General features: G+C 63.6%; 20 protein-coding genes. 12 read left to right on the top strand and 8 right to left on the bottom strand.

Features of this window, described 5'->3' with window-relative positions; genetic code table 11:
* Positions 1-160 precede the first annotated feature (160 nt).
* From paaI to QA643_RS29645, 4 genes are all read left to right on the top strand, one after another.
* Entirely contained in the window at positions 161-619 is a 459-nt protein-coding gene (gene paaI / locus QA643_RS29660) for a hydroxyphenylacetyl-CoA thioesterase PaaI (RefSeq protein ID WP_283029201.1), read from the top strand.
* A 17-nt stretch (positions 620-636) separates the two neighbouring features.
* The gene (gene paaK / locus QA643_RS29655; RefSeq protein ID WP_283029200.1) at positions 637-1968 is read left to right on the top strand and encodes a phenylacetate--CoA ligase PaaK; all 1332 of its coding nucleotides are present in this window, start codon (positions 637-639) and stop codon (positions 1966-1968) included.
* Between the two features lie 33 nt (positions 1969-2001).
* Complete coding sequence (locus QA643_RS29650; protein ID WP_283029199.1) at positions 2002-3027, top strand: zinc-binding alcohol dehydrogenase family protein; 1026 nt, start codon at positions 2002-2004, stop codon at positions 3025-3027.
* Positions 3028-3248: 221 nt separating this feature from the next.
* Complete coding sequence (locus tag QA643_RS29645; RefSeq protein ID WP_283029198.1) at positions 3249-4313, top strand: YeeE/YedE family protein; 1065 nt, start codon at positions 3249-3251, stop codon at positions 4311-4313.
* On the opposite strand, the gene QA643_RS29640 is transcribed toward QA643_RS29645, so the two are convergent.
* From QA643_RS29640 to QA643_RS29625, 4 genes are all read right to left on the bottom strand, one after another.
* The gene (locus tag QA643_RS29640; protein WP_283029197.1) at positions 4310-5533 is read right to left on the bottom strand and encodes a bifunctional alpha/beta hydrolase/OsmC family protein; all 1224 of its coding nucleotides are present in this window, start codon (positions 5531-5533) and stop codon (positions 4310-4312) included. The genes QA643_RS29645 and QA643_RS29640 overlap by 4 nt on opposite strands.
* A 169-nt stretch (positions 5534-5702) precedes the next feature.
* The gene (locus QA643_RS29635; RefSeq protein WP_283034972.1) at positions 5703-6368 is read right to left on the bottom strand and encodes a sulfite oxidase-like oxidoreductase; all 666 of its coding nucleotides are present in this window, start codon (positions 6366-6368) and stop codon (positions 5703-5705) included.
* A gap of 11 nt (positions 6369-6379) precedes the next feature.
* The gene (locus QA643_RS29630) at positions 6380-7702 is read right to left on the bottom strand and encodes an MFS transporter (protein WP_283029196.1); all 1323 of its coding nucleotides are present in this window, start codon (positions 7700-7702) and stop codon (positions 6380-6382) included.
* 149 nt (positions 7703-7851) lie between these two features.
* The gene (locus QA643_RS29625) at positions 7852-9273 is read right to left on the bottom strand and encodes an amidase family protein (RefSeq protein WP_283029195.1); all 1422 of its coding nucleotides are present in this window, start codon (positions 9271-9273) and stop codon (positions 7852-7854) included.
* 99 nt (positions 9274-9372) lie between these two features.
* Here QA643_RS29625 and QA643_RS29620 point away from each other — a divergent pair, with 99 nt between their 5' ends.
* Entirely contained in the window at positions 9373-10224 is an 852-nt protein-coding gene (locus QA643_RS29620; protein WP_283029194.1) for an alpha/beta hydrolase, read from the top strand.
* Positions 10225-10518: 294 nt separating this feature from the next.
* On the opposite strand, the gene QA643_RS29615 is transcribed toward QA643_RS29620, so the two are convergent.
* Entirely contained in the window at positions 10519-11295 is a 777-nt protein-coding gene (locus tag QA643_RS29615) for an SDR family oxidoreductase (protein ID WP_283029193.1), read from the bottom strand.
* Positions 11296-11477: 182 nt separating this feature from the next.
* Between QA643_RS29615 and QA643_RS29610 the strand changes: the two genes are divergently transcribed.
* Complete coding sequence (locus tag QA643_RS29610) at positions 11478-12554, top strand: tartrate dehydrogenase (RefSeq protein WP_283029192.1); 1077 nt, start codon at positions 11478-11480, stop codon at positions 12552-12554.
* A gap of 148 nt (positions 12555-12702) precedes the next feature.
* On the opposite strand, the gene QA643_RS29605 is transcribed toward QA643_RS29610, so the two are convergent.
* Genes QA643_RS29605 through QA643_RS29595 form a run of 3 tightly spaced genes read right to left on the bottom strand, consistent with a single transcriptional unit; the run spans position 12703 to position 15857 of the window.
* Complete coding sequence (locus tag QA643_RS29605) at positions 12703-13617, bottom strand: NAD(P)-dependent oxidoreductase (protein ID WP_283029191.1); 915 nt, start codon at positions 13615-13617, stop codon at positions 12703-12705.
* 32 nt (positions 13618-13649) lie between these two features.
* Positions 13650-14900, bottom strand: a complete 1251-nt coding sequence (locus tag QA643_RS29600) for a Zn-dependent hydrolase (RefSeq protein WP_283029190.1) — start codon at positions 14898-14900, stop codon at positions 13650-13652.
* Positions 14901-14939: 39 nt separating this feature from the next.
* Positions 14940-15857, bottom strand: coding sequence for a LysR family transcriptional regulator (locus QA643_RS29595; protein ID WP_283029189.1), 918 nt, complete (start codon positions 15855-15857; stop codon positions 14940-14942).
* Between the two features lie 121 nt (positions 15858-15978).
* Here QA643_RS29595 and QA643_RS29590 point away from each other — a divergent pair, with 121 nt between their 5' ends.
* The 6 genes from QA643_RS29590 (at position 15979) to QA643_RS29565 (ending at position 21568) form a co-directional block, all read left to right on the top strand.
* The gene (locus QA643_RS29590; protein ID WP_283029188.1) at positions 15979-16800 is read left to right on the top strand and encodes a putative hydro-lyase; all 822 of its coding nucleotides are present in this window, start codon (positions 15979-15981) and stop codon (positions 16798-16800) included.
* Positions 16801-16883: 83 nt separating this feature from the next.
* A complete protein-coding gene (locus tag QA643_RS29585) occupies positions 16884-18128 on the top strand; it encodes an ABC transporter substrate-binding protein (protein WP_283029187.1) in 1245 nt (414 codons plus the stop codon).
* A gap of 207 nt (positions 18129-18335) precedes the next feature.
* Positions 18336-19169, top strand: coding sequence for a branched-chain amino acid ABC transporter permease (locus tag QA643_RS29580; protein ID WP_283034971.1), 834 nt, complete (start codon positions 18336-18338; stop codon positions 19167-19169).
* The gene (locus tag QA643_RS29575) at positions 19169-20149 is read left to right on the top strand and encodes a branched-chain amino acid ABC transporter permease (RefSeq protein WP_283029186.1); all 981 of its coding nucleotides are present in this window, start codon (positions 19169-19171) and stop codon (positions 20147-20149) included. Before QA643_RS29580 ends, QA643_RS29575 begins: the two co-directional genes overlap by 1 nt.
* Positions 20146-20880: an ABC transporter ATP-binding protein gene (locus QA643_RS29570; RefSeq protein WP_283029185.1), complete on the top strand. Its 735-nt coding sequence runs from the start codon at positions 20146-20148 to the stop codon at positions 20878-20880. The genes QA643_RS29575 and QA643_RS29570 overlap by 4 nt, the downstream gene beginning before the upstream one ends.
* Positions 20864-21568, top strand: coding sequence for an ABC transporter ATP-binding protein (locus QA643_RS29565; RefSeq protein WP_283029184.1), 705 nt, complete (start codon positions 20864-20866; stop codon positions 21566-21568). Before QA643_RS29570 ends, QA643_RS29565 begins: the two co-directional genes overlap by 17 nt.
* The last annotated feature ends 69 nt before the right edge of the window (positions 21569-21637 follow it).

The raw sequence follows: 21637 nt of genomic DNA, 5'->3' as shown, positions 1-21637 counted from the left end.
ACGCGCACCATCCCGGAATGACGGAGGTGGTTGAGGCTACAGACAGGGATCGTTGACACCCAAGGTGCTTCGTTCCCACACTACGTAAAGAGGCCAAACAGGCCCGTACGCAAAAGGGAGAAAACGTCGTGGAACCGTCTCGCCGAGCGGGCTACCCGCTATGAACGTCGCGCTTTCGCCGGATGAAATCGCCCGCGCTTGCGCGGATGCGATGTGGAAGGAAGACGACGCCAGCAAGGGCCTCGGCATGACGATTGTCGAGGTCAAGCCGGGGCAGGCGACGCTGACGATGACGGTCGCGCCGCACATGGTCAACGGCCAGCGCATCGCCCATGGCGGCTTCATCTTCCTGCTCGCCGATTCGACCTTCGCCTTTGCCTGCAACTCCCGCAATGAACGCGCGGTCGCCGCGCAATGCGACATCGCCTTCATCCGGCCGGGCAAGCTCGGCGACGTCCTGGTCGCAACCGCGCGCGAAATCTCACGCAACGGCCGGTCTGGCATCTACGACGTGCGCGTCACATCAGGCGATGCCGTGATCGCCGAATTCCGCGGGCATTCGCGCACCATCGCCGGCACCTGGCTGCCGGCGACGGACAGCGCAGCCATACAAGAATAGCGAGAAGGGGAAACGTCATGGCCATGGCAAAATTGAAGTCCAGCGGAAGCGGCTACCATCCCGAACTCGATGAAGCCGAGCGCGCCTCACGGGACGAGATCATGGCGCTGCAGACCCGGCGCCTCGCCTGGTCGCTCAAACACGCCTATGACAATGTCGCGCATTACAGGAAGGCGTTCGATGCGGCCGGTGTGCACCCGTCCGATTTCAAGGAGCTTTCCGATCTCGCCAAATTCCCGTTCACGGCGAAGACGGATCTTCGCGACAATTATCCCTTCAACATGTTCGCGGTCCCCCGCGAAAAACTGGTTCGCGTTCATGCCTCCTCGGGCACGACAGGCAAGCCGATCGTGGTCGGCTATACCCAGGGCGATATCGACATCTGGTCGGAGGTGATGGCGCGCTCGATCCGCGCCGCCGGCGGCCGCACCGGCATGATCATTCACAATGCCTATGGCTACGGCCTGTTCACCGGCGGGCTCGGCGTGCATTACGGCGCCGAAAAACTCGGCTGTACGGTGGTGCCGGTTTCCGGCGGCATGACCGAGCGGCAGGTGCAACTGATCAACGATTTCAGGCCCGACATCATCACGGTGACGCCGAGCTACATGCTGGCCATTCTCGACGAGTTCAAACGGCAAGGCCTCGATCCCACAAAATCCTCGCTGAAATTCGGCATCTTCGGCGCCGAGCCCTGGACCAACGCCATGCGCGCCGAGATCGAGCAGGCGTTTGACATGGACGCCACCGACATCTACGGCCTGTCGGAAGTGATCGGCCCCGGCGTGGCGCAGGAATGCCTGGAGACCAAGGACGGCCTGCATATCTGGGAAGATCATTTCTATCCGGAAGTGATCGATCCTGATACGGGCGCGGTGCTGGGTGACGGCGAGAAGGGCGAACTGGTGTTCACCTCGCTGACCAAACAGGGCTTTCCGATCATCCGCTACCGCACCCGCGACCTGACGCGGCTATTGCCGGGCACGGCGCGGCCGGGCATGCGGCGGATGGAAAAGGTGACCGGGCGTTCCGACGACATGATCATCCTGCGCGGCGTCAACGTCTTCCCGACCCAGATCGAGGAGGCGCTGCTTAAGACCGACTGGTGCGGCGGCCATTTCATCATCGAGCTGACGCGGGAAGGGCGCATGGACGAGATGACGGTGCTTGCCGAAGCCCGCCCGGAAAGCTGGGACGGCAGCGGCCTGGAGCCGCACGCCGAAAAAGTCGCGGTCTTCATCAAGAACACCATCGGCATCACCGCCCGCATCAAGGCGGTCGCGCCGAACACGCTGGAACGTTCGCTCGGCAAGGCCAAACGGGTTTACGACAAGCGGCCGAAAGGGTAACTCCTGCTTGAATAAATGAGCAGGAAGGCCGCGATGCCGGTTGCGAAAGAGCAAGACGTTAAGCCCGTTACAGTCCAGGCCCGCTGTGTCCGCCTGCCGCAAAAAGTCGCCGATGCCGCCTCGATCGCACCCGTGATCGAGACGCGTGCGCTGTCACGTGGCGAAAACGAGTTGCTGATCGAAATCAAGGCCGCGGCTGTCAACCCATCCGACGTCAAGGCCGCGACCGGGCTGATGCCCTACGCCGTATTCCCGCGCACCCCGGGCCGCGACTATGCGGGTGTCGTGATGGATGGGCCGGAAGGTTGGGTCGGTCGCGAGGTGTTCGGCTCCTCCGGCGATCTCGGCATCCGCCGCGACGGCACCCACGCCACGCATCTCTTGGTCGAGGCGGATGCCGTGGTGGAGAAGCCGAAGAGCGTTTCCTGGGAAGAGGCCGCCGGCATCGGCGTGCCCTTCGTCACCGCCATGGAAGGCTTGGGCCGCGCCGGCATCCCGAAGGCCGGCGAGACCGTGCTTGTCATGGGCGTCAACGGCAAGGTCGGGCAGGCGGCGACACAGATCGCCACCTGGCATGGCGCGCGCGTGTTCGGTGTCGTGCGCAAGAGCGAGGCCTATGAAGGCCATGCCAATTCGTCAGTCGAGGTGATCGACGCCTCTTCAACCGACGTCGCGGCGCGCGTGCGTGAACTCACCGGCGGCAAGGGCGCCGACATCGTCTTCAATACGGTGGGTGATCCTTATTTCGACGCGGCCCACAAATCACTGGCACTGCGCGGGCGGCAGATCCTGATCGCTGCGGTCGACCGCATCGTGCAGTTCAATATTTTGGAATTCTATCGCGGCCAGCACACCTATGTCGGCATCGACACGCTCGGCCTGTCGTCGGTGGCAACCGGCGCGGTGCTGCGGGAACTCGGTTCCGGATTCGCCAGCGGACATCTTAAGCCGTTTCCGATCAAGCCGGGCGCGATCTATCCCCTGGAACAGGCGAAGGCGGCCTTTAATGCCGTTGCCGGGTCGTCGCGCGATCGCGTGATCCTGCGGCCTTCGGGTTAGGTGATCGGGCAGGGCTGCCTCCCGTTTTTGCACGTAAAACAAATCTCTCCAGTCTTGCGCAGGGACAGCATGTTTGTTCCTCGATCTCGCCACCGCGCGAGAGATTAATTCTTTGCCTGCGACGACCGTGGACGGACCTGCGCTTCCAACGTATTAGCAACCTCTAAATTGCTTCCTATTTGAGCCGTGGCGACGCGTTTGCGGCGCCGTAGAGCGAGGACATGCCGGTGCTGGACGGTAGCAACATCATTGTTTTGAGCGGACTATTGATCGGTCTGATTTACGGATCGGTCGGACTACTGAGCGGCTTCTGCCTGCTCTCGAGCCTTCGTGGCTTCTGGGCCGAGGGCGACGGCCGGCTGGTGCGCACCTATGCGCTGGCGATCGGCGTTGGCGTCGCAGCAACGCAGTTGCTAGCGGCCGCCGGCCTCGTCGATATCGGCAAGTCGATCTATCTGCAAGCATCCTTCTCGGCACCTGTGATGTTCTTCGGCGGGCTGTTGTTCGGTTACGGCATGGTGCTGTCGAACGGCTGCGGCTCGCGCGCGCTGGTGCTGCTCGGGCGCGGCAACCTTCGCTCCTTCCTGGTCGTCGTCGTGCTGGCGATCTTCGCGCAGATGACGCTGAAGGGGCTGATCGCGCCGGCGCGCATCGCGATGGTCGGCGCGTCGCAGACCACGGCAACGGCCAACTCCGTGCCCGCGCTGTTTGCGGCCGCCGGCCTCAGTGCAACGGCGGCGCGCATGCTGGCGGCCTCGATCATTTCGGCGGCGCTGATCATCTTCGCCTTTGCGCATCCCGCGTTCCGCCGCTCGCCCGGCCAGGTTGCCGCCGGCCTCGTGATCGGCCTTCTGGTCGCGGGCGGCTGGTTCGCAACCGGCTATCTCGGCGCCGACGATTTCAATCCGGCGCCGGTGACCTCGCTTACCTTCATCGCGCCGATCGCGGACGCGCTGCAATACATCATGCTATCGACAGGCTCGACATTGAATTTCGGCATCGTCACGGTGTTCGGGGTGTTCGCCGGAAGTCTCGCGACCGCGCTACTCACCGGCCGCTTTCAGCTCGAAGGCTTTCAGTCGCCGCGGCACATGTTGCGTTCGGGCGGCGGTGCGGCGCTGATGGGAATCGGCGGCGTGATGGCATTCGGCTGCTCGATCGGGCAGGGGCTGACCGGGTTTTCCACGCTGGCACTGGCTTCCCTGATCGCCTTCGCCGGCATCCTCGTCGGCACCGCCGCCGGCCTGCGCGGCGCGCTGCGGGTTCGGCCGCTGGCGGCCGCCTAATCCGCAGCCTTCGTCACGATCCGGATCTCCGACTTAAGCGTCCGGTGCACCGGGCATTTGTCGGCGATCTCCATCAGCCGTGCGCGCTGGTCGGCGTCGAGCGCGCCCTCGATCGAGATGACGCGGTCGATCTGGTCCAGCATGCCCTCGCGCGTTTCGCACTCCGCGCAATCCTTTGCGTGAATCTTGCTGTGTCTCAGCGTCACCGTGACGCGATCGAGCGGCAGCGATTTTCGGTCGGCATACATCCGCATCGTCATCGAGGTGCAGGCGCCAAGGCCGGTGAGCAGGAAATCATACGGTCCGGGTCCGCTATCCTGGCCGCCGACCGCGGCGGGTTCATCCGCCAGCATCTCATGGGGCCCCGCGGTGACGATCTGCTGAAACTTGCTGTTGCGGGTTTCGCGCACCACGATGTTGCGTGGCCCCTCGCTGGCGGCCGCAACGAGCTGTGCGGCGGCCGGCTCGATATAGCGCTGGGCCCAAGCCGAGATAACATCGGCGACATAGGCGCCATCGCGCCGGTGGCTGAGAAGATGATCGGCGCCGGACAGCGACACAAAACTCTTGGGATGTTTTGCCGCGGCGAAAATCTTGGTCGCGTTGTCGATGCCGACGGTGTCGTCGGTCGGCGAATGCATGATGAGAAGCGCCTTGTGAAGTTTGGCTATATGCGCCGCCAGGCTGTGCTCGGCGACGTCATCGAGGAATTCACGCTTGATGTGAAACGGACGTCCGGCGAGTTGGACCTCCACCTGACCCTGCGCGCGGATGTCTTCGATCCGGTCCTTGAAGAGATGGGTGACATGGACGGGATCGGAGGGCGCGGCGATGGTGACGACCGCCTTTGCTTCCGGAATCTGCCCGGCCGCGGCGAGGATTGCCGCGCCGCCGAGGCTGTGGCCGATCAAGAGCGCCGGCGCTGCGTGGGTTTCTCGCAGATGAGCCGCGGCGCGGACGAGGTCGGCGACGTTGGAAGTGAAGGTCGAGTTGGCGAATTCGCCCTCGCTGGCGCCGAGGCCGGTGAAGTCGAAGCGCAATACGGCGATTCCCTTGGCCGCAAGCGCCGTCGCGATCCGCTTGGCTGCCAGCACGTCCTTGCCGCAGGTGAAGCAATGAGCAAACAGCGCATAGGCCTGCACCGGCCCGTCAGGCGTATCCAGCGCGGCGGCAAGTTGATGTCCGCCTTCACCGGTGAATTGAAAGCGTTCCGTCGGCATGACTTGTCTCCTGAGTTGAGCGCGAATCCGCTCGGCTGCAGTCGCGGCCTGCATGGTTCGAGACGCGCGGCATTGCCGCGCTCCTCACCATGAGGATAGTAGACCTCATCCTGAGGAGCGGCGCGAAGCGATGCGTCTCGAAGGATGAAGCCCCGAAACTAACGTATCTTCAGTCGCCTGAATATCGCTGTTCGGCCCAGGGATCGCCGCGATTGTGGTAGCCGCGGACTTCCCAATAGCCGGGCTTGTCCTCAGCGAGAAATTCGATGCTCTGCAGCCATTTCGCGCTTTTCCAGAAATAGAGATGCGGCACGACGAGCCGCACCGGGCCGCCGTGCTCCTGCTCCAGCGGCGCGCCGGACCAGCTATGGGCGAGCAGGGCGTCTTCAGCGGCGAAATCCTCCAGCGACAAGTTCGTCGTGTAGCCGTCGTGGGAATGCAGCACCACGAACCGCGCGTCCTCGCGGGGACGGCAGGCATCGAGCAGATCGCGCGTCGCCAGCCCTTCCCATTGATTGTCGTAGCGCGACCAGGTGGTGACGCAGTGGATGTCGGACAGAAATTGGCTCTGCGGCTGCGCGGTGAACTCCGAAAAATCCCAGAACAGCGGCGCTTCGACCGCGCCATAGACGTCGAGCCGCCAGCGCTGGCGCGAGATGTTCGGCGTCACGCCGAGGTCGAGCGTCGGCCAATCCTTGGTCAGATGCTGGCCCGGCGGCAGCCGTGCTTCCTCGGGGCGCGCGATCTTGCCGGTGAGGAATTTTCCCTCGCGCGCCCAGCGCTGCTTGCTGCGCGTCAGCTTGCTTTCCGGCGGCGGCTCGTTCTCGTCGGCCATCTGGCGATCAGTCACTCGTGGCGATGCATTGCGGACGCATGCTTGGTATCGCGCATGGTTGCATAGATGAGCAGCGAGAGGAAGATCATGCCGCTGAGATAATAATAGAACCAGTGCTCATGCCCGAGCGTCTTGAAGTAGAGCGCCACCGCCGGCGCGGTGCCGCCGAACAGCGATACCGTGATCGCATAGGGCAGGCCGACGCCGAGCGCGCGGACATTGGTCGGGAACAGCTCGGCCTTCACCACGGCGTTGATCGAGGTGTAGCCGGCAACGAACAGCCAGGCGGCGCAGATCAAAAGGAATGCCGTGAAGGGCGACTTCGTCTCTTTCAGCGTCGTCAGGATCGGGACGGTTGCCAACGTGCCCATGACGCCGAAGAAAATCAAAAGCGGCTTGCGGCCGATATGATCGGAGAGGCCGCCATAGATCGGCTGCAGCAGGGTCGCGAACACCAGCGAGCCGAAGATCACAAAAGTGGTCTGGTCCTCAGTGAGGCCGACGGAGAGCTTGACGAAGGTCTGCATGTAGGTGGTGAAGGTATAGAACGCTGCGGTACCGCCCGCAGTGAGGCCAACGACGAGCAGCAGTTCGCGCGGATATTTCAGGAGACCGCGGATCGAACCGGTCGGCTTTGTTATCTTTTTCGCTTCCTCAAACGCTTCGGTCTCATGGAGGTTACGCCGCATCACGGCGGCGACGATCGCAAGGAGGGCGCCGATCACGAACGGGATGCGCCAGCCCCATTCCTTCAACTGTTCGGGCGTCAGAAACACCTTCTGCAGCAACAGCAGCACCATGATAGCGGTGAGCTGGCCGCCGATCAGCGTGACGTATTGGAAGCTCGAATAGAAGCCGCGATGCCTGGGATCGGCGACCTCGGTGAGATAGGTCGCGCTGGCGCCGTACTCGCCGCCGAGGCTGAGGCCCTCGATAATGCGCGCCAGCGCCAGAATGGCGGGGGCCGCCAGCCCGATCGTGGCATAGGTCGGCGTCACCGCGATGATCAGCGAGCCGAAGCACATGAACACGACGGACAGCGTCAGCGACAGCCGCCGCCCATAACGGTCAGCGATGAAGCCGAACAGCCAGCCGCCGAGCGGCCGCATCAGGAAGGTTGCCGCGAACAGCACCGCGGCGTTGAGCTGCTGCACGACCGGATCGCTGCTGGGGAAGAACGCCGGCGCGAAATACAGCGCGAACGCGGTGTAGGCGTAGAAATCGTACCATTCGACGAGGTTGCCGATCGAGCCGATGAAGATCGCCTTGATCCGCCGCGCTGCATCCTGGATGTCGAGATGATCTCCGGCGGACTTGATGGCTTGATCGGTCATGATCCGTCTCCAAAGGGCGAGGTACGATCCCTTGGTGTCGGATCAGTTCGCCATGCACAACGGCAGGTAACGACGATGGACGGTGCCGGGTTCCCCGATCAGACTGGAAGACGCCTTGCCGGATGGAGATATTGGTCGGGCGACCGCGATTATTTCGGCGCCCTCGGATCGATCGGCGTCGTGCCGCGCACGCCCAGAACATCCTCCAGCACCTTGGCGCCGGCGAGCAGCTGCGCCTCGCCGCGCGGCTTCGCCACCATCTGCAGCCCGACCGGCAGGCCCGAGGCGGTGAATCCACAAGGCAGCGACAGCGCGGGGCAGCACGCCAGCGTGATCGCATAGACGATGCCAAGCCATTCGACGTAGTTGTCGAACTTCTTGCCGGCGCATTCGGCGACATAGCGGTTCTCGACCGGGAACGGCGGCACGATCGTCGCCGGGCAAAGCAGAAGATCGTATTTGTCGAAAAATTCCAGCGTGCGCGCGGTCATCGCGACGCGCTGCGCTTCGGCGCGTTCAAGCTGCTCGACCGTCAGCTTGAGGCCTTCCTCGATATTCCAGATCACTTCCGGCTTGAGCAGGTCGCGCTTGGTGCGCAAGAGCGCCGCCTTGGAAAGCGCGAAGTCAAATGCGCGCAGCACATGGAAGCATTCATGGGCCTCGCGCAGGTCGGGATGGGCTTCCTCGACGATGGCGCCGACTTCCGCAAAGCGCTCCGCCGCCTTGCGGGTGACGGCGGCAACCTCGGAATCGACCGGCGTGATGCCGAGATCGGGCGAATAGGCGACGCGCTTCGGCTTGTTGCCGGAGCGCGCGGCCGAGAGGAACGAGTTGGGCAGCACCGGCAGCGACAGCGGATCGCCGGGATGCTCGCCGCTCATGGCGTCCAGCAATAGCGCGACGTCCTCGACATTGCGCGCCATTGGGCCCTGGACGCCGAGATTGCGGTCGACGGCAGCGGCAATGGTGTGCGCGACGCGGCCGATGCTCGGCCGCAAGCCGACGATGCCGCAGAAGCTCGCGGGGTTGCGAAGCGAACCGCCCATGTCGGAGCCATGCGCCAGCCACGCCGTGCCGGTGGCGAGCGCGACCGCCGCGCCGCCCGAGGAGCCCGCGGCGGAGCGCGAGGTGTCCCACGGGTTGCGCGTCGGGCCGAACACTTCATTGAACGTATTGGCGCCGGCGCCGAATTCCGGCGTGTTCGACTTGGCGTAGATCACCCCGCCGTTGTTTTCGAGATGCTCGACGAGAATGTCCGACTTGGCCGGAATATTATCTTTGTAGATCGGCGAGCCCTGTGTGGTCAGGACATCAGCCACATTGGTGAGGTCCTTGATCGGGACCGGAAGGCCGGCGAGCAGCCCGCGCGCGCTGGCCGGCTTCTTCATCAGCTCGCTAGCGTGCTTACGGGCGCGCTCGAAGCACAGCGTTGGCAGCGCATTGACCTTGCCGTCGACCTCGGCGATACGCTTTTCCAGGACGTCGAGCAGGTCGAGCGGGCTGACCTCGCCGGATTTCAGCCTGCCGACAATGGCAATTGCCGTCTCACGCACCAGCCCTTGATCAGCCACTTCGTTATCTCCCGCTCATTTTGCGTTTGTCATGGTGCTGTAGAACATTTTCCGGCAAAGTGGAAACGCATCGAAGTTGTAGCCGACCGGAGATATTGCATGACGACATTGTTTTCTGCGCTGGACTGGCGCGCCATGAGCCGGGAGGAGCTGGACCTCGGCCTCAACAACGGCGTCGCCGTCTCCGGCAGCGTCGACATGGTCGCCGGCTGGGAGCAGCGCTCTGCCGAGTTGCGCAAGCGTTTTCCCGCGCATATCGATTTGCGCTATGGGCCGCGCGAGCGTAACCGGATCGATTTTCTGAAAGCGGCGGATAACGCGCCGACGCTGTTGTTCATCCACGGCGGTTACTGGCAGGCGCGGGCCAAGGAGGTTTTTACCGTCGTTGCCGAAGGGCCAATGGCGCATGGCATCAACGTGGCGCTGATCGGCTATACGCTGGCGCCGGAGGCGACGCTGGACGAGATCGTCGCCGAGATCCAAGCGGGGATCGATCATCTCGCCGGACAGTTGTCGGCGCTCGGTGCCGCCGATGCGGGCATCGTGGTATCGGGCTGGTCCGCCGGCGGGCACCTGACCTCGATGGCGCTGTCGCATCCGAAGGTGAGGGCGGGAATGGCGATCTCGGGCATCTACGATCTCGAACCGATCCGCCACTCTTATCTCAACGAGAAACTGAAGGCCGATGAAGCGATATCACACCGCAACTCGCCGATGACGCAGGAGGGCGGCCCGCTCAAGCCGCTGTCGCTGGTGGTCGGCAGCAGCGAGCTGCCGCTGCTCCGCAAGCAGACCGCCGATTTCGCTGGCCATCGTGCCCGTTATGGCTTGCCGGTGACGTATGAGGAAATTCCCGGCGCGAACCATTTCACCGTCATGTATGAGATGATGTCACCGAAGGGTAGGGTCACTACGCTGATCCGGCAGTTGTTCGAGCGAACGACGGGGTAGGCGTAGCACGGACGTCTGCCTAACCCTCATGGTGAGGAGGCGCGATAGCGCCGTCTCGAACCATGCAGGCGCGGCCGGTACCCGCGGCCATCCTTCGAGACGCATCGCTTCGCGATGCTCCTCAGGATGAGGGGAGAGATTGTGCGCGCCACTATATCCACGTCATTGCGAGCGTAGCGAAGCAATCCATCTATCCCCGAGCCGAGACGTGGATTGCTTCGCTGCGCTCGCAATGACGGGTAGAGATAGCTTCACAAACTCTCAGGGATGAGGTCAGTGGTTGTTGCGAGATGGCTAACCCCACCCCGACGTATGCCCGCCGTCCACCGTAACGATCACGCCTGACGTATAGCCCGAGCGGTCCGAGGCCAGGAACGCCATGAGATCGCCGATCTCGCGGGCATGCGCGGGCCGGCCGAGCGGCATGCCCTTCTGGAATTCCCTGTAGCGGTTCTCGTCGCCGAACTGGTTCTTGGCTCGCGTCTTTAGCAGCGTGACGTGGCGGTCGGTGCCGACCGGGCCGGGATTGATGCCGACCACGCGGATATTGTCGGCGAGGCTCTTGCCGCCGAGCGCGCGGGTGAACGCCATCAGCGCGGCGTTGCCGGCGCTGCCGCAGATGTAGTTGGCATCGAATCTTTCGCCGGCCGCGCCGATGTCATTGACGATGACGCCGCCGCCGCGTGCCTTCATCTGGGCGTAGATCGCGCGGGTGAGGTTGATGTAACCGAACACCTTCAATTCCCAGGCATGGCGCCAGGTCGCTTCATCGATCTTCTCAAGCGAGCCGCCGGGAATATCGCCGGCATTGTTGACGAGGATGTCGATCTCGGCGGCTTCCTTCGCCAGCCGTGCGATGTCCTCGGCCTTGCGCAGGTCGACGACATGGGCGGTCGCGCCGATCTGGTGCGACGAGCGCAGCTTTTCAGCAAGCGCTTTCAGGGCATCGCCGTTGCGGGCGGCCAGCATGACGTCGGCCCCTTCCTCGGCAAAGGCTTCGGCGGCGGCCGCGCCAATGCCCTTGGAGGCGCCGGTGATCAGGACGCGCTTGCCGCGCAGGTGCAGATCCATGGGAGTTCTCGCTTGGGTGGGGAGGAGTAGAGGACGGCGAAATTGTTAGGCTTGAGGAATGGCGGCGGTCAACATTGCAGTGCAGCGTTGCGCAAGCGGCGGGTTTGGTCCATTGCAAGACGATCAAATACCCGGCATTAGCCCTGACGAACAGGGTAACGAACCTCTCAAGGAAACTCTCGATGAGCGCCAAAAAGCAATATCGCGTCGCAGTCATTCCCGGCGACGGCATCGGCAAGGAAGTGATGCCGGAGGGCCTGCGCGTGCTGGAGGCGGCCGCGAAAAAACACGGCGTCACCGTGCAGTTCGACCATTTCGACTTTGCCTCCTACGACTATTACGAAAAGCACGGCGAGATGATGCCGGAGGACTGGAAGGCGAAAATCGGCAAGCACGACGCGATCTATTTCGGCGCGGTCGGCTGGCCGGCCAAAATCCCTGATCACATTTCCCTGTGGGGCTCACTGATCAAGTTCCGCCGCGAGTTCGACCAGTACGTCAATCTGCGCCCGGTGCGGCTGATGCCCGGCGTGCCGTCGCCGCTCGCGGGCCGCAAGCCCGGCGATATCGATTTCTGGGTGGTGCGCGAAAATACCGAGGGTGAATATTCCTCGGTCGGCGGCCGCATGTTCCCGGATACCGACCGCGAATTCGTCACACAGCAGACCGTGATGACGCGCACCGGCGTCGACCGCATCCTGAAATTCGCGTTCGATCTCGCCCAGTCGCGGCCGAAAAAGCACCTGACCTCGGCCACCAAGTCCAACGGCATTTCGATCACGATGCCCTATTGGGACGAGCGCGTGGAGGCGATGGCGAAGAAATATCCCGGCGTGAAGTGGGACAAGTACCACATCGACATTCTCACCGCGAATTTTGTGCTGCATCCGGACTGGTTCGACGTCGTGGTCGGCTCCAATTTGTTCGGCGATATCTTGTCTGATCTTGGCCCGGCCTGCACCGGCACCATCGGCATCGCACCATCGGGCAACATCAATCCGGAAGGCAATTTCCCTTCGGTGTTCGAGCCGGTGCACGGCTCGGCGCCTGACATCGCAGGGCAGGGCATCGCCAACCCGATCGGCATGATCTGGTCCGGCGCGATGATGATGGAGCATCTCGGCGAGAAGGAAGCCGCGGCATCGATCGTCGGCGCCATCGAGCGCACGCTCGCCGAACGCACGCTGCGGACGAAGGACCTCGGAGGCAATGCGGATACCACCGCCTGCGGCAAGGCGGTCGCGGATATGGTGGATTGAACTTTGTCATCGTCGTCCCTGCGAACGCAGAGACCCATAACCACAGCCGTCCGTTGTTCGCATCGGCTGTGGCTCCAGCCCGGCGCGACATAGTCTTCGGTGGTTATGGGTCCCGGGTCGCGCTTCGCTTGCCCGGGACGACGGGAAGCTATTTCCCCTTCACGATGCGCCGGCAGTGCTCCCAGGCCGCGCGCATCAAATTCTCGCTCGCTTCCGGCGTACGGAAGGCGGAATGCGCCGACAGCGTCACGTTGGGCAGTTTTGTCAGCGGATGATCGGCCGGCAGCGGCTCGATGTTGAAGACGTCGAGGCCGGCATGGCGGATATGGCCGGATTGCAGGGCGTCGATCATCGCCTCTTCGTCGACGATGGCGCCGCGGGCCGTGTTGACGAGAATGACGCCGGGCTTCATCCCCTCGATGCAGGCGCGCGAGATCAGGCCGCGCGTCTCATCATTCAAAAGCAGATGGATCGAGATCACATCGCTCTCGGTCAGGACCTCATCGTAATCGAGGAACTCGACCTTGGGAAACTTCTTGGGCGACCGGTTCCAGGCGATGACGCGCATGCCTGAACCGATCGCGATCCGCGCCACTTCGGCCGCGATGCCGCCGAAGCCGATCAGGCCGAGGGTCTTGCCGGTCAGTTGCATGCCGTCGTCACGCAGCCAGTTGCCGGCGCGGATGCCGCGGTCCATTTTGGCAAGGCCGCGCGCGCCTTCCCACATCAGCGCGACAGCGCATTCGGCGACCGCGGTGTCGCCATAGCCCTTGATCAGGTGGACGTGGATGCCGGTCTCGGCAAGCTCTTCCGGGTTCATGTAGCTGCGCGCGCCGGTGCCGAGAAATACGACGTGCTTCAGCCCGGCGCACTTCTTCGCAATATCGGTCGGCAGCGCGGTGTGATCGACGATGGCGATCTCGGCGCCATCAAGGATTTCAGGATATTGCTCCGGGGTGATGTCGGGATTCAGGTTGATCCGCACTTCGGGATCCCCGGCTTGCTGCAGCCGTTCGAAGATCACGGCCAGCGATTCATTGGCGTCGACGAAAACTCCGCGCATGGTTTTCCCCCAGGGCTTGATTAGTTTTGTTATCAGGATGCGACGCCGGCCAGCGCCAGCACGGTATGCATCAATACGTTGGCGCCCGCCGCGCAATCGGGCTGGGTCGCGTCTTCGAGTTCGTTATGGCTGATGCCGTCCTTGCAGGGCACGAACACCATCGCCGCCGGGATCGCCGTGTTGAGATTGCAGGCATCATGGCCGGCGCCGGAGGTGATGCGCCGATGGGTATAGCCGAGCATTTTTGCGGCATTCTCCACGGCATCGACGAGCTTCGGGTCGAAATGCGTCGGCGGCTTGCGCCAGATCAGGTCGAACTGCACCTCGACCTTGCGCCGCGCCGCGATCTCGGCAATCGCCGCGCGCAAATCCTTATCCAGCGCATCCATGATGCCAGCGTCGGCGCTGCGGCAATCGACCGTGAAGGCGATCTCGCCGGGGATGACGTTGCGGGAGGGGTTGGCGATCACGGCCTCGCCGACGGTGCCGACCGCCTTCGGGCCGTGCTTCTTCGCGATCGATTCCATCGCCAGCACGATTTCGGACAGGGTCGCCAGCGCGTCGCGCCGTAGCGGCATCGGCGTCGAGCCGGCATGGCTCTCGAAACCGGTGATCTTGCCGTCGTACCACAACACGCCCTGGCCGGAATCGACCACGCCGATGGTCTTGTTCTCGGCCTCCAGGATCGGGCCTTGCTCGATGTGCAGTTCAACGAAGCCTGAGAACTTTTGCGTCCCCACCGCCGTCTCGCCGCGATAGCCGATGCTGTCGAGTGCCTCTGCCACCGTGATGCCTTCGGCATCCTTGCGCGACAAAATGTCGTCGGTGGTGAAATCGCCGACATAGGCGGCGGAGGCCATCATCGCCGGCGCAAAACGCGAGCCTTCCTCATTGGTCCAGTTGCAGATGCAGATCGGCGCGTCGGTTTCGATGCCCGCATCGTTCAGCGTGCGCACCACTTCCAGCGCCGCCAGCGTGCCGAGCACGCCATCATATTTGCCGCCGGTCGGCTGGGTATCGAGGTGCGAGCCGAGGCCGATCGGGGCCTTCGACATATCGCGGCCCTTGCGCAGGCCGAACATCGAGCCCAGCGCATCGACATGCACCTCTAATCCGGCATCCTCGCAGGCCTTGCGGAACCAGTCGCGCACCTGCTTGTCCTCGGGGCCGAGCGTCAGCCGGCGGACGCCGCCTTTCGGCGTGGCGCCGAATTTGGCGGTTTCGTGAATCGTTCCCCACAGCCGGGCGGAATCGATCTGCAGGTTGGATCCGATATTGGTCATAGGCTAGTTCCGGACGACAAAACGCTGGGATGAGCCGCTTCAATGACGCGCCTGCGGCGGCGCGTCAACAATGACGCCGCCGCGCGCCAGGCTGGTGGCGATTTCGACCACGCGCTCCACCGCGACCGTATCGGGGGAGGCGAGCCAGCTTGCCGAAAATGTCAGCGGCGCCAGCTGCAAATTGGTCGACAGCAATTGCAGCCGGCCGCGCGCCATGTCGTCCTCGACGATCGCGGTCGGGATCAGGGCAATACCGAGGCCTTCGATCGCCATGTGGATCACGGTGGCGAGCGAGGCGGAGGCATGCAGCCGGATCGGCGGCAAATCGGGGCGGTTGAACAGGGCGCGCACGATTTCATAGGGCTGGGTCCGGCGCGAGAAAGTGATGATCGGAAATTTCGCCAGATCGTGCAGCGTCAGCTCCTGCTTGCCGAGGCCGAGCGAGGGACTGGCCGTAAAACCGATGGCGTAATCGCACAGCGCCCGGTTATTGACCATCGGCGCCGTCAGCGGGCCGAGCACGAAGGCGAGTTCGATTTCCTGGGCCAGCAGGCGGTTGCGCAAATTCGAGGTGATGTCGACCTCGATCTCGAGCGACAGGTTCGGATAGGCGTGATTGACGCTTTTGATCAGCTGCGGCAGCCAGGTATGCACGATGGTTTCGGCGACGCCGAGCCGCAGCACGCCGCGCATCGCCGAGCGGTCGCCGACAACGGCCAGCATCTCCGAACGCAGCCCGATCAGCTTCTCGGCATAAACAAGCAATTGCCGGCCATGTGGCGTCGGCAGCACCATGCGGCGGTCGCGCTGCAGGAGCTTGACGCCGACCTCGCGTTCGAGCTGCGCGATCCGCTGCGAGATCGCCGGCTGGGTGGTGTTGAGCTTCTGGGCGGCGCCGCGGAAGCTGCCGAGCGTGACCACCCACATGAAGGTTTCCATTGCCTTGAAATCGGTCATGCACCCTCTGTCCGCAGCTTGATAAGTGTGATTTATTAAACTCAATTAGAAAAGACGATTAGACATTATCATAGCCATATGACGGAGTAGATGCCAACAAGATTGGAAGCGGGGATCAACGATGACCAGCTTGGCGAGGAACGAACGACCCGGTCACGATACGGCGGATTTATCGCCGAGCGTCGCGGCCCGGCACGCCTGTCGCACCGGCATGGCCGCCACCACGGCGGGTGTCGCCAATGGCTATGTCCAGGGCAACCTCGCGATCCTCCCCGAAAAACTCGCGAGCGCCTTCCATCGCTTCTGCCAGCTCAATCCCAAGCCGTGCCCGATCATCGGCATGTCCGATGTCGGCGATCCCCGCATCCCCGCGCTCGGCATCGATCTCGACATCCGCACCGACCTGCCGCGCTACCGCGTCTGGCGCGACGGTGAGGTGGTGGAGGAGCCGACCGACATCATGGCGCATTGGCGCGATGATCTCGTCGCCTTCGTGATCGGCTGTTCCTATTCGTTTGAGGAAGCGTTGCTGGCGGACGGCCTGCCGATCCGCCACATCGAGCGCAAGCTGCGCGTGCCGATGTATCGCACCAACATCGCCTGCGCCCCGGCAGGACCGTTCGCCGGCCCCATGGTGGTGTCGATGCGGCCGTTCAAGCCGGCGGATGCGATCCGCGCGGTGCAGGTCACGTCGCGCTTTCCCGCTGTGCACGGCGCGCCGGTTCATCTCGGCCATCCGCATTCGATCGGCATCGCCGACATCAACAAGCCAGATTACGGTGATGCGGTGCCGATCGCCGCCGACGAAATCCCGGTGTTCTGGGCCTGCGGTGTCACGCCGCAATCGGTGATCCAGGCTGCGAAGCTGCCGTTTGCGATCACACATTCGCCCGGGCTGATGCTGGTGACCGATCTCCTGAACAAACAGCTTGCCGTGCTTTGATGCAATCGATGCCGTGCATTAGGGCTTTACCGTAACCGCCAACCGTTTCATCGATAGTTGCAGATCCAACAGAGGATATCGCCATGAACATCACGCGCCGAAACGTATTGCTTGGAGCCACCGCTGCCGCAGCGCTCGGACCCGTCGCGGCCCGCGCGCAAACGTCTGAGGTCGTGATCGGCGTGATCTATCCGTTCTCCGGCGCCAGCGCGCAGATGGGCGTCGATGCACAGAAGTCGTTCGAGACCGCGCTCGACATCATCAACAAGAACCACGATTTTGATCTGCCGCTGGCGAAGGGCGAGGGGCTGCCCGGCCTCGGCGGCGCCAAGGTCCGCCTCGTCTTCGCCGACCACCAGGCCGACCCACAGAAGGGCCGTGCCGAAACCGAGCGCCTCATCACGCAGGAAAAAGTCTGCGCCGTGGTGGGCACGTACCAGAGCGCGGTCGCCGTCACCGTCAGCCAGATCTGCGAGCGTTATCAGGTGCCGTTCATTTCAGCTGACAATTCCTCGCCGAGCCTGCATCGCCGGGGCCTCAAATTCTATTTCCGCGCGGCGCCCCATGACGAGATGTTCTCGGCCGCGATGTTCAACTTCTTCGATGCGATGAAGAAGAAAGGCACCAAGATCGACACGCTGGCGCTGTTCCACGAGGACACCATCTTCGGCACCGACTCCGCCAACACCCAGCTCAAGCTCGCCGCCGATCGCGGCTACAAAGTCGTCTCCGACATCAAATATCGCTCCAACTCGCCGTCCCTGTCGGCGGAAGTGCAGCAGCTCAAGACTGCGAATGCCGACGTGCTGATGCCCTCGAGCTACACCACCGACGGCATCCTCCTGGTCAAGACCATGGCCGAGCTTGGCTACAAGCCGAACGCGATCGTGGCGCAGGACGCGGGCTTCTCGGAAAAGGCGCTCTATGATGCGGTCGGCGACAAGCTCGAAGGCGTGATCTCGCGCGGCAGCTTCTCGCTCGACCTCGCCGCCAAGCGGCCGATGGTCGGCAAGATCAATGCGATGTTCAAGGAGAAGTCCGGCAAGGATTTTAACGACCTGACGTCGCGCCAGTTCATGGGCCTGCTGGTGATGGCAGACGCCATCAACCGCGCCAAGTCGACCGACGGCGAGAAGATCCGCGAGGCGCTGGTCGCGACCGACATCCCCGGCGAGCAGACCATCATGCCCTGGAAGCGCGTCAAGTTCGACGAGATGGGCCAGAACAACGACGCCGACCCGGTGCTGCTGCAATATATCGGCGGCAAGTTCGTCACCATCTTCCCGCCGCAGGCCGCCATCGCCGAAGCCGTCTGGCCGATGAAGTAAGATGCGACGCTCTCGCAGTTCCGCTGCACCGGTCCTCATCCTCAGGAGCGCGCCTTGGCGCGCGTCTCGAAGGATGGCCGCGAGTGCGCTTTTGCCGCCATCCGTCGAGACGCTTGCTTCGCAAGCTCCTCAGGATGAGGACCTGTACCTGGAGCAACAGCCGTGACAGCCGAGACCATCATCCAAAGCCTCGCTAGCGGCCTGCTCATGGGGCTGCTCTATGGCCTGATCGCCGTCGGCCTCGCGCTGATCTTCGGCCTGATGGACGTCGTGAACTTCGCCCATGGCGAGTTCCTTATGATCGCGATGTATGCGACGTTCTTCCTGTTCGCATTCTTCGCGATCGACCCGCTGCTGTCGGCGCCGCTGGTGGCGGCGGCGCTGTTCGTGTTCGGGGCCGTGGTCTACCTGTTGATCGTGCGCTTTGCCGTGCGCGCGAAAGCCAATGCCGGCATGGTGCAGATCTTTTCGACCTTCGGCCTTGCCATCGTCATGCGCGGCCTCGCGCAATATTTCTTCACCCCGGACTACCGCAGCGTCACGCATTCATGGCTCGGCGGCAAGACCGTCTCAGTCGCCGGCATCTTCTTACCCGTTCCGCAACTGGTCGGCGCGCTGGTTGCGATCGCGGCTTTCGGCGCGCTTTATCTCTTCATCAACCGCACCGATTTCGGCCGCGCGCTGGAGGCCACGCGTGAAGACGCCGGTGCGGTGGCATTGGTCGGCATCGACAAGAACAAGGTGTTTGCGCTCGGCTGGGGCCTTGGCGCGGCGCTGGTCGGGCTCTCCGGCGCCGTTATGGCGATCTTCTTCTACATCTATCCCGACGTCGGCGCGTCGTTCGCGCTGATCGCCTATGTCACGGTGGCGCTCGGCGGCTTCGGCAGCGTGTTCGGCGCCTTTGCCGGCGGCATCATCGTCGGCCTCGTCGAGGCGACGACCGCATTGATCCTGCCGCCCTCGCTCAAGGCGGTCGGTATCTATGCCGTCTATCTCCTTGTCGTCTTCGTCCGCCCGCGCGGCCTGTTCGGATCGATGTGATGGATACCGCTTTCGCAACAAGCCGCCGCCGCGACCTCGTCGTCGCCTTTGTTCTCGCCGCGGTCGCGGCCGTCGTGCCGCTGTTCGTCAAGGACGTCTACGTCCAGAACATCATGGTGCTGACGCTGATGTGGGGCGCGCTCTCGCAGAGCTGGAATATCCTCTCCGGCTATTGCGGGCAGATCTCGCTTGGCCATGCGCTCTATTTCGGGCTCGGCGCCTACACCACCGCGCTGCTGTTCACCAAATTCGGCGTGCTGCCCTGGTTCGGCATGCTCGGCGGCGGGGTGATCTCCGCGCTCATTGCGATGGCACTCGGCTATCCCTGCTTCCGCCTGCGCGGGCATTACTTCGTCATCGCCACCATCGTCATCGCCGAAATCGGCCTGCTGCTGTTTCACAACTGGGATTGGGCCGGCGCGGCGATGGGCATCGAAATCCCTGCGCGTGGCGATAGCTGGCTGAAATTCCAGTTCCCGCGCAGCAAGCTGCCGTATTTCTACTTCGCGCTGGCGCTGGCTTGCGTCGCCTGGTTCGTCACCTGGTGGCTGGAAAATTCCAAATGGGGCTATTGGTGGCGCGCGGTGAAGGACAATCCGGAGGCGGCTGAAAGCCTCGGCGTCGATGTCTTCAATTCCAAGATGGGCGCGGCGGCGGTATCGGCGTTCCTAGTCGCGGTCGGTGGCAGCTTCTATGCGCAGTTCGTCTATTTCATCGATCCTGAAAGCGTGATGGGCTTTCAGTTCTCGCTGCTGATGGCGCTGCCGGCGGTGCTCGGCGGCATCGGCACGCTGTGGGGCCCGATGCTGGGCGCGGTGATCCTGATTCCGCTCACCGAATTGACGCGGTCCTATGTCGGCGGTTCCGGCAGGGGTGTCGACCTGATCGTCTATGGCGGCCTGATCGTCGCGATTTCGCTGGCGCGGCCGCAAGGATTGATCGGCCTGTTCTCGCCGAAGCGCAAGGAGGCGGCGCGATGACCAAGCCGCTTCTGGAAACCCGCGGCGTCTGGCAGCGTTTTGGCGGCCTGATCGCCAACAGTGACGTCTCGATCTCGGTCGGGCGTGGCGAGATCGTCGGCCTGATCGGCCCGAACGGCGCCGGCAAATCGACGCTGTTCAACCTGATCGCCGGCGTGCTGCCGCCGACCCAGGGCTCGATCGTCTTCGACGGCGAGGACGTCACCGCGCTGCCGGCCGCCGAGCGCTGCCAGCGCGGCATCGGCCGCACCTTCCAGGTCGTCAAGAGCTTCGAGACCATGACGGTCATCGACAACGTCATCGTCGGCGCGCTGGTCCGCAGCACCGTGATGCGCGATGCCCGCCGCAAGGCGCATGAGGTGCTGGAATTCTGCGGCCTCGGCCCGCGCGCCCATGTGCTCGCCAGCGATCTCGTTCCGTCCGAAAAGCGCCGACTCGAAGTGGCCCGCGCGCTGGCGACCGAGCCGAAACTGCTGCTCCTCGACGAGGTGCTGACCGGGCTGACACCGGTGGAGGCCAAAACCGGTGTCGAGCTGGTGCGCAAGGTGCGCGAGACCGGCGTCACCGTGCTGATGGTCGAGCACGTCATGGAAATCGTGATGCCGCTGGTCGACCGCGCCATCGTGCTCGATCTCGGCAAGGTGCTGGTCGAGGGCAAGCCCGCCGACGTGGTCCGCGATCCCAAAGTCATCACTGCCTATCTGGGAGACCGTCATGCTGTCGGTGCATGAAGTCACCACTGCCTATCAGGGCCTGGTCGCGATCTCCTCGGTCTCGATCGAGGTGGCGAAGGGCGAGATCGTCTGCGTCGCCGGCGCCAACGGGGCCGGCAAGTCGACGCTTTTGAAATCGATCGCCGGCGCCGAGCGTCCGCGCTCCGGCACCGTGACGTTCGATGGCACGCGGATCGACGGCATGGCGCAGCATGTCATCACCTCGCGCGGCATCGCCTATGTGCCGGAAAACCGCCGGCTGTTTCCGCGCCTGTCGGTGCGCGACAATCTCAGGCTCGGCAGCTATCTCTATCGCGGCGAGGCCGACCGCGAGGCGCCGCTCGATCTCGTCTTCAAGCTGTTCCCGCGCTTACAGGAGCGGCTGGAGCAGCGCGCCGAGACGCTCTCCGGCGGCGAGCAGCAGATGCTGGCGATCGGCCGCGCGCTGATGACGCGGCCGCGGCTGTTGATGCTCGACGAGCCGTCGCAGGGCATCATGCCAAAGCTGGTCGACGAAATCTTCCAGGCCGTGAAGCGCATCCGCGACGCCGGCATGACCGTCCTGATCGTCGAACAGCGCATGTCCGAATGCCTGGAGATCGCCGACCGCGCGTATATCCTGCAAACGGGGCGCGTGCTGATGCAGGGCGCCGCGGCGGAGATCGCCGTCAATCCGGATGTACGGAAGGCGTATCTGGGGCTGTGATGTAGGATGGGTAGAGCGAAGCGAAACCCATCATGCCGCCGCGCAAGGAATTGATGGGTTTCGCTTCGC

Source organism: Bradyrhizobium sp. CB3481, assembly GCF_029714305.1.
GTDB lineage: Bacteria > Pseudomonadota > Alphaproteobacteria > Rhizobiales > Xanthobacteraceae > Bradyrhizobium.
The sequence above is the reverse complement of the archived record's forward strand: the minus strand, read 5'-3'. Positions and strand labels throughout refer to the sequence as shown.

Coding starts and splice junctions, on each gene's coding strand:
- paaI (WP_283029201.1), top strand. CDS start 161: ATGAACGTCGCGCTTTCGCCGGATGAAATCGCCCGCGCTTGCGCGGAT.
- paaK (WP_283029200.1), top strand. CDS start 637: ATGGCCATGGCAAAATTGAAGTCCAGCGGAAGCGGCTACCATCCCGAA.
- QA643_RS29650 (WP_283029199.1), top strand. CDS start 2,002: ATGCCGGTTGCGAAAGAGCAAGACGTTAAGCCCGTTACAGTCCAGGCC.
- QA643_RS29645 (WP_283029198.1), top strand. CDS start 3,249: ATGCCGGTGCTGGACGGTAGCAACATCATTGTTTTGAGCGGACTATTG.
- QA643_RS29640 (WP_283029197.1), bottom strand. CDS start 5,533: ATGCCGACGGAACGCTTTCAATTCACCGGTGAAGGCGGACATCAACTT.
- QA643_RS29635 (WP_283034972.1), bottom strand. CDS start 6,368: ATGGCCGACGAGAACGAGCCGCCGCCGGAAAGCAAGCTGACGCGCAGC.
- QA643_RS29630 (WP_283029196.1), bottom strand. CDS start 7,702: ATGACCGATCAAGCCATCAAGTCCGCCGGAGATCATCTCGACATCCAG.
- QA643_RS29620 (WP_283029194.1), top strand. CDS start 9,373: ATGACGACATTGTTTTCTGCGCTGGACTGGCGCGCCATGAGCCGGGAG.
- QA643_RS29615 (WP_283029193.1), bottom strand. CDS start 11,295: ATGGATCTGCACCTGCGCGGCAAGCGCGTCCTGATCACCGGCGCCTCC.
- QA643_RS29610 (WP_283029192.1), top strand. CDS start 11,478: ATGAGCGCCAAAAAGCAATATCGCGTCGCAGTCATTCCCGGCGACGGC.
- QA643_RS29605 (WP_283029191.1), bottom strand. CDS start 13,617: ATGCGCGGAGTTTTCGTCGACGCCAATGAATCGCTGGCCGTGATCTTC.
- QA643_RS29600 (WP_283029190.1), bottom strand. CDS start 14,900: ATGACCAATATCGGATCCAACCTGCAGATCGATTCCGCCCGGCTGTGG.
- QA643_RS29595 (WP_283029189.1), bottom strand. CDS start 15,857: ATGACCGATTTCAAGGCAATGGAAACCTTCATGTGGGTGGTCACGCTC.
- QA643_RS29590 (WP_283029188.1), top strand. CDS start 15,979: ATGACCAGCTTGGCGAGGAACGAACGACCCGGTCACGATACGGCGGAT.
- QA643_RS29585 (WP_283029187.1), top strand. CDS start 16,884: ATGAACATCACGCGCCGAAACGTATTGCTTGGAGCCACCGCTGCCGCA.
- QA643_RS29580 (WP_283034971.1), top strand. CDS start 18,336: ATGGGGCTGCTCTATGGCCTGATCGCCGTCGGCCTCGCGCTGATCTTC.
- QA643_RS29575 (WP_283029186.1), top strand. CDS start 19,169: ATGGATACCGCTTTCGCAACAAGCCGCCGCCGCGACCTCGTCGTCGCC.
- QA643_RS29570 (WP_283029185.1), top strand. CDS start 20,146: ATGACCAAGCCGCTTCTGGAAACCCGCGGCGTCTGGCAGCGTTTTGGC.
- QA643_RS29565 (WP_283029184.1), top strand. CDS start 20,864: ATGCTGTCGGTGCATGAAGTCACCACTGCCTATCAGGGCCTGGTCGCG.